The sequence below is a fragment of the Mesorhizobium sp. M2A.F.Ca.ET.067.02.1.1 genome, from assembly GCF_004023285.1.
In the GTDB taxonomy this organism is placed as follows: domain Bacteria; phylum Pseudomonadota; class Alphaproteobacteria; order Rhizobiales; family Rhizobiaceae; genus Mesorhizobium.
The window spans coordinates 1-7,595 of sequence record NZ_RZSB01000250.1; the positions used below are offsets into that span (position 1 = coordinate 1).

The 7,595-nt window shown below is 62.6% G+C and carries 7 protein-coding genes; 2 read left to right on the forward strand and 5 right to left on the reverse strand.

Annotated features, from left to right (window positions below):
• On the forward strand, positions 1-1,816 hold a 1,816-nt coding region (locus tag EOA28_RS17960), incomplete at its 5' end, for an EAL domain-containing protein (protein WP_128315114.1).
• A gap of 34 nt (positions 1,817-1,850) precedes the next feature.
• Here EOA28_RS17960 and EOA28_RS17965 read toward each other — a convergent pair.
• Positions 1,851-2,768 (reverse strand): fatty acid desaturase family protein, encoded by a 918-nt coding sequence (locus tag EOA28_RS17965; RefSeq protein ID WP_127253592.1) that lies wholly within the window; start codon positions 2,766-2,768, stop codon positions 1,851-1,853.
• 84 nt (positions 2,769-2,852) lie between these two features.
• Between EOA28_RS17965 and EOA28_RS17970 the strand changes: the two genes are divergently transcribed.
• Complete coding sequence (locus EOA28_RS17970; RefSeq protein WP_128315115.1) at positions 2,853-3,782, forward strand: LysR substrate-binding domain-containing protein; 930 nt, start codon at positions 2,853-2,855, stop codon at positions 3,780-3,782.
• On the opposite strand, the gene EOA28_RS17975 is transcribed toward EOA28_RS17970, so the two are convergent.
• The 4 genes from EOA28_RS17975 to EOA28_RS17990 all read right to left on the reverse strand — a co-directional run bounded on the left by EOA28_RS17975 (position 3,767) and on the right by EOA28_RS17990 (position 7,473).
• A complete protein-coding gene (locus EOA28_RS17975) occupies positions 3,767-4,402 on the reverse strand; it encodes a hypothetical protein (RefSeq protein WP_127253198.1) in 636 nt (211 codons plus the stop codon). The genes EOA28_RS17970 and EOA28_RS17975 overlap by 16 nt on opposite strands.
• Before the next feature lie 110 nt (positions 4,403-4,512).
• Positions 4,513-4,785: a DUF3303 family protein gene (locus EOA28_RS17980; protein ID WP_126078303.1), complete on the reverse strand. Its 273-nt coding sequence runs from the start codon at positions 4,783-4,785 to the stop codon at positions 4,513-4,515.
• A 123-nt stretch (positions 4,786-4,908) separates the two neighbouring features.
• Positions 4,909-6,372: a RimK family protein gene (locus EOA28_RS17985; protein ID WP_126078304.1), complete on the reverse strand. Its 1,464-nt coding sequence runs from the start codon at positions 6,370-6,372 to the stop codon at positions 4,909-4,911.
• Between the two features lie 3 nt (positions 6,373-6,375).
• Positions 6,376-7,473, reverse strand: a complete 1,098-nt coding sequence (locus tag EOA28_RS17990; RefSeq protein ID WP_127253196.1) for a GNAT family N-acetyltransferase/peptidase C39 family protein — start codon at positions 7,471-7,473, stop codon at positions 6,376-6,378.
• Between the last annotated feature and the right edge of the window lie 122 nt (positions 7,474-7,595).

Sequence of the window (7,595 nt, forward strand, 5' to 3'; positions counted from 1 at the left end):
CGACGGCGCCAAGCCTTCGACCTACGAGGAAGTCCTGTCCGACGGGCGCATCATCGTCATTTCCCATCGGCCCATCGCCGTCGGCGGCTGGGTTTCGATCTATGAGGACGTGACCGAGCGGCGGCGAGCCGAGGCGGAGCTGAAGGAGCAGCACCGTCGGTTCGACGCTGCTTTGGCCAACATGTCGCAGGGACTGTTGATGTACAGCGCCGAGGGCCGCCTGATCGTCCGCAACCAGCGCTTCCTGGATCTTTGCAACGCGAAGGCTGCCGATTTCACGCTCGGCATGACGCACCGTCAGATGCTGGAGAAACTCGTGGCTCTCGGCATCTTCGTGCCTGTTGAAGTCGACATAGAGGTGGAAAAGGCGAAGGCGGCGCTGGACGCGGGCCAGCCGCGCTCGAGCTATCGCGAACTGGTCGACGGCCGAACGCTCTTCGTCCTGCGGCGGCCGCTCGCCGGCGGCGGCTGGGTGGCGACCTTCGAGGACGTGACCGAGCGGCGCCGCGTCGAGGAGCGCATGACGCATCTTGCGCATCACGACACGCTGACAAACCTGCCCAACCGCTCGATGTTTCGCGAGAAGCTGGACCTAGCGCTTGGCGAGGCCAAGGCCAAGCCGCTGGCGATCCTCTCGCTCGACCTCGACCGCTTCAAGGCCGTCAACGACACATTCGGCCACCCGGCCGGAGACTGGCTGCTGAAATGCGTCGCCAAGCGGCTGCAGCACGCCGTGCGCGGCAGCAAGGACGTGGTGGCCCGCTTCGGCGGCGACGAGTTCGCCATCATCCAGTCCGGCATCAAGAGCGCCGCCGACGCCGAAAAGCTTGCCAAGCGCATCGTCGAGATCGTCGGCAAGCCCTATCGCGACAAGGGACGCGAAATGCATGTGGGCGTGAGCCTGGGCATCGCGCTCCATCCCGGTGACGGGCACGATGCCGACACGCTGCTCACCAATGCCGACATGGCGCTCTACCAGGGCAAGAGCGAAGGTCGCAACGTCTATCGCTTCTTCGAGCCGGGCATGGATGCCCTGATGCGGGAGCGCCGCGCGCTTGAGGCGGATCTTGAAGCAGCCGTTTCCAAGCGCGAGTTCGAGCTCGATTTCCAGCCGATCCTCAACATCGGCTCCGGCGAAATTGTCGGCGCGGAAGCCCTGATGCGCTGGCGCTCGCCATCGCGCGGCCTGGTGTCGCCGGAAAACTTCATCGCCGCCGCCGAGGAGACCGGACTGATCGTGCAGCTCGGCGATTGGGCGCTTCGCAAGGCTTGCAGCGTGGCCGCCCATTGGCCGCCGGAGATGCGCATGGCCGTCAACGTCTCGGCCGCACAGATCAAGAGCGGCGGCTTCGCCCGCAGCGTGATCTCGGCGCTCGCCTTTTCGGGCCTGCCGGCCAACCGCCTGGAACTCGAAATCACCGAAACAGTGATGATGGACGAAAGCGACGCGGTGCTGAGGACGCTCAGCCAATTGCGCGGTCTCGGCGTGCGCATCGCGCTCGACGATTTTGGCACCGGCTATTCCTCGCTCGGCTACCTCCGGCGCTTTCCAGTCGACAAGATCAAGATCGACCGCTCCTTCATCCGCGACCTCGACAGGCGCGACACGGCGGCGATCGTGCGCACCGTGATCGGTCTCGGCGCCGAGCTCGGCGTCATCGTCACCGCCGAAGGCGTCGAGACCGAAGCGCAGCTCGACATGCTGCGCAAGGCCGGCTGCGGCGAGGCGCAAGGCTATCTCATCGGCGTGCCGGCCAAAGCGGCCGACATGAGCCGGCTGCTGCGTTCGCCGGCGCTGCTGCGCCAGTCAGTCTGATATATATCCGCTGTCTCACTGACGCGTCGGTCGCTTAGCGCAGCGTCTCGATGTACTTCTCGTGGAAGCTCACATAGCCGGGCTCGACCACTTTGAGATGGCGCTCGATCAGCCGGTGGAATTCCGGCAGCTGGTGGAACGGGACGCCGGGATAGGCGTGGTGCTCGGCATGGTAAGGCATGTTCCAGGCGAGCTTGCGCACGAACCAGTTGGTCAGCGTCGTGCGGGTGTTTTCCAGCATGTTGGCGACGAAGGGACAGCGGCCGTGCTCGGCGAGCAAATAGAGCCTGAGGAACGGTTGGCCGAGCAGCGCGGGCACGATCCAGACAGTGAGCAGCACCGACGCCTTGAACCACACCGCGAGCGCCAACAGAACGAGATAGAAGGCGATCATCGCCCGCGCCTCGGCCTTCACCTTCGGCAGCCCCTTCGGCGGCACGTAGCTGTCCCGGCAGCGCCCCATCGCATTGGTGTAGAGCGTCTTGAAGTGGCCCCACCACACGGGCAGCCCTGAGACGTGGACGATGTATTGCCGCATCGTCTCGGGCTTCGGGAAGGCCAGCTCCGGATCGTTTTCCGGATCCTGAGTGAAGCGGTGATGGGCGAAATGGAAGTAGCGGAACCAGTCCGCCGGCAGCGCGATCGCCAGGCTGCAGAAGCGCGCGACCACATCGTTCAGCCATTGCGTTTCGAATGCCGTCCGGTGCACGGTTTCATGCATCAGGGTGAACAGGAAGATGATCAGGATGCCCTGGGGCAGCATCAGGACCGGCCAGAACGGCACTCGTGCCCCGATCAGCGCGCCAAGGACGGTGATCGCCCCGAGATGGAGCGCGAACTGGACAAGGCCCGGCCCATCCGATTTGCCGGTCAGCCGCCCGCGCTCCTCATTCGTCAGCGAGGCGATCACCTGGCGATGGTCGACGGTTTCGTGATGATCGATTGCGTTCATGAGTCACGATACTCCGGAAAGAAACCTTTCGAAAAACGAGGATTTCTGCGAAATAGATAATGTGAACTTATCTATTGGATTGTCATGGTCGCCCTTCCCTCCTTGCGCGGACTTCAGGCCTTCGAAGCGGCGGCGCGCACAGGCAGCTTTGCCGCCGCGGCGGAGGAACTGTCGATCTCGGCAGCGGCCGTTAGCCAGCTCATCCGCACCGTCGAGGAGCAGCTGGGACGACAGCTGTTCCACCGCATCAACCGGCGGGCCGTGCTGACCGAGGCCGGGGTAGAGATGCTGCCGCGGCTCAGCATGGCCTTGCGGGAAATCGGCAGCGTCGCGCGCGATGTCAGCGGCGACGCGTTCCGGCCGAGGCTCGTGATCTCAGTGCCGCCTTCCATGGCGATGGGCTGGCTTTCCGAGCGGCTCGCCGGCTTCGTCGAATCCCATGGCGCCGCCGATATATCGCTAAGAGGCGACGACGATCCGGTGCCCTTCGATCATGAATTGGTCGACATCCGGCTCTCTTACGGTCCTCATTATCGGGAGCATCCGACCGAGGAAATCGCCAGGGATGCCGTCTATCCCGTTTGCGCACCGACACTGGCCTCAACCAATAGCGAAAACCTTGCTGGCCTGCCGCTGATCCACACCGATTGGGGACCGACCGGCGCGTCCTTTCCATCCTGGCGCAACTGGTTCGAGGCGTCGGGAAGCGAGCCCGGCCGTGCGGCGCAGCGCGGCCTTTCGGCCAACTCCTCGCGTGCAGCACTCGATCTCGCCATTTCAGGGCTGGGCGTGGCGCTGGCGCAAGGCATCTATTGCGCGCAAGCGCTGGAGGATGGCAAACTGGTGCGGGCCGCAGCGCAGTCCTTGGAACTGCGCCAGCCCTATTGCCTGACGATCCCCGAACGCTGCGCGAGGCGCGATGCCGTTGCGGCGTTCCGGGAATGGCTGGTCGAGGAATGCCGGCGCGCCGTCGGATCGCCGGCGCTGGGCGTTGCTGCTCAGCGTCGTCTTTGACCGAATTGGCCTGCGGCGCGACGCGCCGGCTCGGCTACGGCTGCCTGTCGAACCGGCTGGGCACGCGGTCCGTCGGCAAATCCACCCGGCACGAGCCCAAGCACTATTATGGCGGCGATGAAACCGTATTGCAGAATGTCGAAGGTCAGTGGCGGAAGACTGCCGGGAAGAACCGAGATCGCGAGCTTCGGAGCAAGAATGCCGAACCCCACGGCGGCAGGCCAGCCAATGTCGCGCACGCGAGCAAACACCATCCAAATGATCGCAACGAGGGTGGCAAAGCCAATCGCCGCAAGCATCGAGATGTAAATCGTCCCGATGGCGGAGCTTTTTGCCTCCATGGCGATCGCCTGGGCGACGATGCCGGAGGCATGCTCCTCGGCGGATTTCGGAGCATCGTGCATCCCATAATCCGGGACTCTCAGTTCCTCGACAAAGGACCTCTGAGTACGGGCTATATTGTTGCCGTCAGCCGCATAGATTTGCTTCTGAACACCTTCTTTTGCCCCGACCAGAAAATGCTCGATCGGGTCCTTGGCAAAATCAAATCCGATCAAAAACACAAGAAGGAAAATGTAGAGTATTTGGCCGCAATTACCTGATTGAAACAGCCTGATCATCTTCTGAGAGCCTTGAGGCAATCCACAATACAGGCGGGATAGCAAATCGGGCTTAAGACGCAGTTAGACGGTTCCACGCAAATTGAGCAAACGGCTGCCGGGATCGTTGCTCAGAGATGCCCGGCCAGCGCAACCACCATGTCCTTGCTGCTGGCTACGGGAACGATCTCGAACTCCACGAGATCCGCCCATTCGATGACCCAGCGCTGCAGCACCGTCGCGTCATCGGCTTCGACCAGCATGAAGCAGCGGCTCATGTCACTCGCGATCCAGCTGTGATGCACCACGAGTTCATCCGGCTTCAGCCGGCCCTTGTCGCGGAAACGGCGGTAGATTTCCTTGCGGTCCGAACCGTGAAAATCCTCGATCACGAAGAACAGCATACTTTTCCCTCAGTTCGAATGATTCAGTACTGATGAAACCGAGGGAAGCGAGGAGGTGATGCCCAATTTTTCAATTCTCCAGTTCTTCAATTCCTCAGTTCCTCAGTTCCTGTTCCCCCGCCCCTACTTCTCCGGCCGCTCCAGGCGTTCCAGGAACCACTGCGTCAGCCGCACCCAGAGCTCGTCCTTCTCGCCGGAATCCTCCCAGCCATGATCGAGATTGGGATTGTCGTTGACCTCGATGACGAAGACCCCGTCCGTGGTCTCCTTGAGGTCGACGCCGTAGAGGCCGTCGCCTATGCATTTTGCCGCCCGCACAGCCGTCTCGACGACATGCGGCGGCGTCTGCTTCAGTGTAAAGGTCTTGATGCCGCCCTGGTCGGGCTTGCCGCTGGCCTTGTGGTTGACGATCTGCCAGTGCTTCTTTGCCATCAGGTAATGCACGGCAAACAGCGGCTGGCCGCCGAGCACGCCGACGCGCCAGTCATATTCGGTCGGGATGAATTTCTGCGCGATCAGGAGATCGGAATCTTCCAGCCACTCCGTCGCGAGCTTGGTGAGCTCCGCCATGTTCTCGCATTTCTTGACGCCGCGCGAGAAGGACGAATCCGGTATCTTCAGCACCAGCGGGAAGCCAAGCGTCTGCGCCGCCACTTCGGAGTCGGAGGTGCCGGCGATCATCACCGTCGGCGGCACCGGCACCTTGTTGTAGGTCATCAGCTCGTTGAGATAGACCTTGTTGGTGCAGCGGATCATCGACAGCGGGTCGTCGATCACCGGCATGCCTTCCTGCTGGGCGCGGCGCGCGAAGCGGTAGGTGTGGTTGGAGATCGACGTGGTCTCGCGGATGAACAGCGCGTCGTAATTTGCGAGCTTGGCGAGGTCCTTCCTGGTGATCGGCTCGACTTCGACGCCCATCTTCTCGGCGATCCGCGCCCAATAGCGCAATGAGGAAATCTCCGACGGCGGCAATTCCTCATGCGGGTCGACCAGCGTCGCAAAAGTATAGCGTGCCGGCGTGCGGCCCTTGGTGTCGCGCCATTCGCGGTTGGTATAGGTCTCCAGGCATTGCAGGAAGAGCTCTTCCTCGTCTTCGGTCATGCGGGCGAGCGGCAGGAAGCCGATCTTGCGGATCGAGGCCCATTCGGCGCTGTCCTTGATGTGCACCTCCAGCGCCGGCGCGCGGAACCAGTCGAACAACAGCTTGGCGAAACGGTCCCAGACTTTCGACGGGCCGATGCCGAAGAAGATCGCGACCTTCGCCGGAAAAATCCCGCCGAGGTCCTTGCGGCATTTGTTCAAGGCAAGCTCGAGTTCCGGCAGCGCGTGCTCGTAGAGCTTGCGCTCGGACAGGTCGATCATCGTCTCGACGGTTGGGATCACCCTATGGCCGCGCGAACCGGCCAGCAGCGAAGCGTAGTAGCCGCGGCTCTGATAGCCGTAATTGTTCGACAGGTTGATCACTTTCGGCCGCTGGCCGCGGAACAGCGCCGGATGCGCGAGATAGTCGCGGTTGGTGATGATCTTGTGGGGTGTGGCCACCTGATCGAGATCGTTCTGCCTGCCCGTGAGGATTACCCAGGTCATTGTTCAGCGTTTTCCCAGAGTGATGGCGGCGCGCAGACCGTCGCGGCCGAACTGCGCCATATTCATGAAGATGTCGTAGGGCACTGGAATGTTCGCGGCATCGAGTATGGTTTCCTGCCTTTCATCCTCGACCCATGGGTCGTGGATCAGGATATGGTCGCCATCGTCGCCGATGGCCAGCACCCAATGCGGCACCTTCTTGCCGAACATAAGGAATCCGCTGACCAGCACCAGCACCAGCTTGCCGTCGGCGAGGGCTTGGCGGATATCGCCGATGCCGAACGGACGGTAGTTGACGGGGATGCCGTAGAGTTCGGCGCGGCGGCGGAAATCGACCTGGGCGAGCTCCATCACGCGGCGCTTGTCCTCGCTCCTCACCGACTGCAGGAACAGCGCGCCGTAGAAGGAGACGAATATCTCGGCGGCGAGTCCGCTCTCATAGCCGGCGACGGCCAGGCCGAAAGGCTCGCAGCCGCCCGGACCCGACATCATAAAGACCGTGGTCGCCTCGCGCCACAGGCGGATTTCCATGACCGGATCGGGCACGAAGCCCCGGTCGAAATTCGCCATCGCCATCATCAGGCAGCAAGGGCCGCAGGTGAACTCGCAGGTCTGCTGGTAGAACGGCACTTTGGTTGCCGTGGGCGTGTCGCCGCGCAGCGTCTTTTCATAGCGCAGCGCGGTCGCGCCATCCTCGTAATAGTCGGGCTCGCGGCCCAGTTTCCGATAGCCGGCCTGCTCATAGATGCGGATGGCGCGATCATTGTCCTCGCGCACTTCGAGGCGCAGCAACAGCCGGTCGTGCTCGAAGGCCGCCTCTTCTGCGGCCGCGAGCAGGAGCCGGCCGATACCGAGCCGGCCGAAAAAGGGACCGACAGCGATGGAATAGAGCCGCGCGACGCCGCTGCCCTTACGAAACAGCACCACCGCATAACCGGCGACCCGGCCCTCGTTCTCGGCCACCAGCATCTCGGCGGTTTCGCGTTCGATGAACTGGCGGAAGGAGCGGCGCGAGAGCCTGTCGCCCGGAAAAACAGCCTTCTCGATGGCGGCGAGGTCATCGACGTCTGACGCGCGGGCCTTGCGGATCTCGACAGGCATACGGGCTTGGGAGAACCTCGATTGGGTTTAAGAAACGGCCCCGGTGGATGCGTCGCGAATACTGGCCGAAGCGCCAGTATTCATCAAGCGCTATCGCTCCTTGATTAGGGCCGAATTGTGAC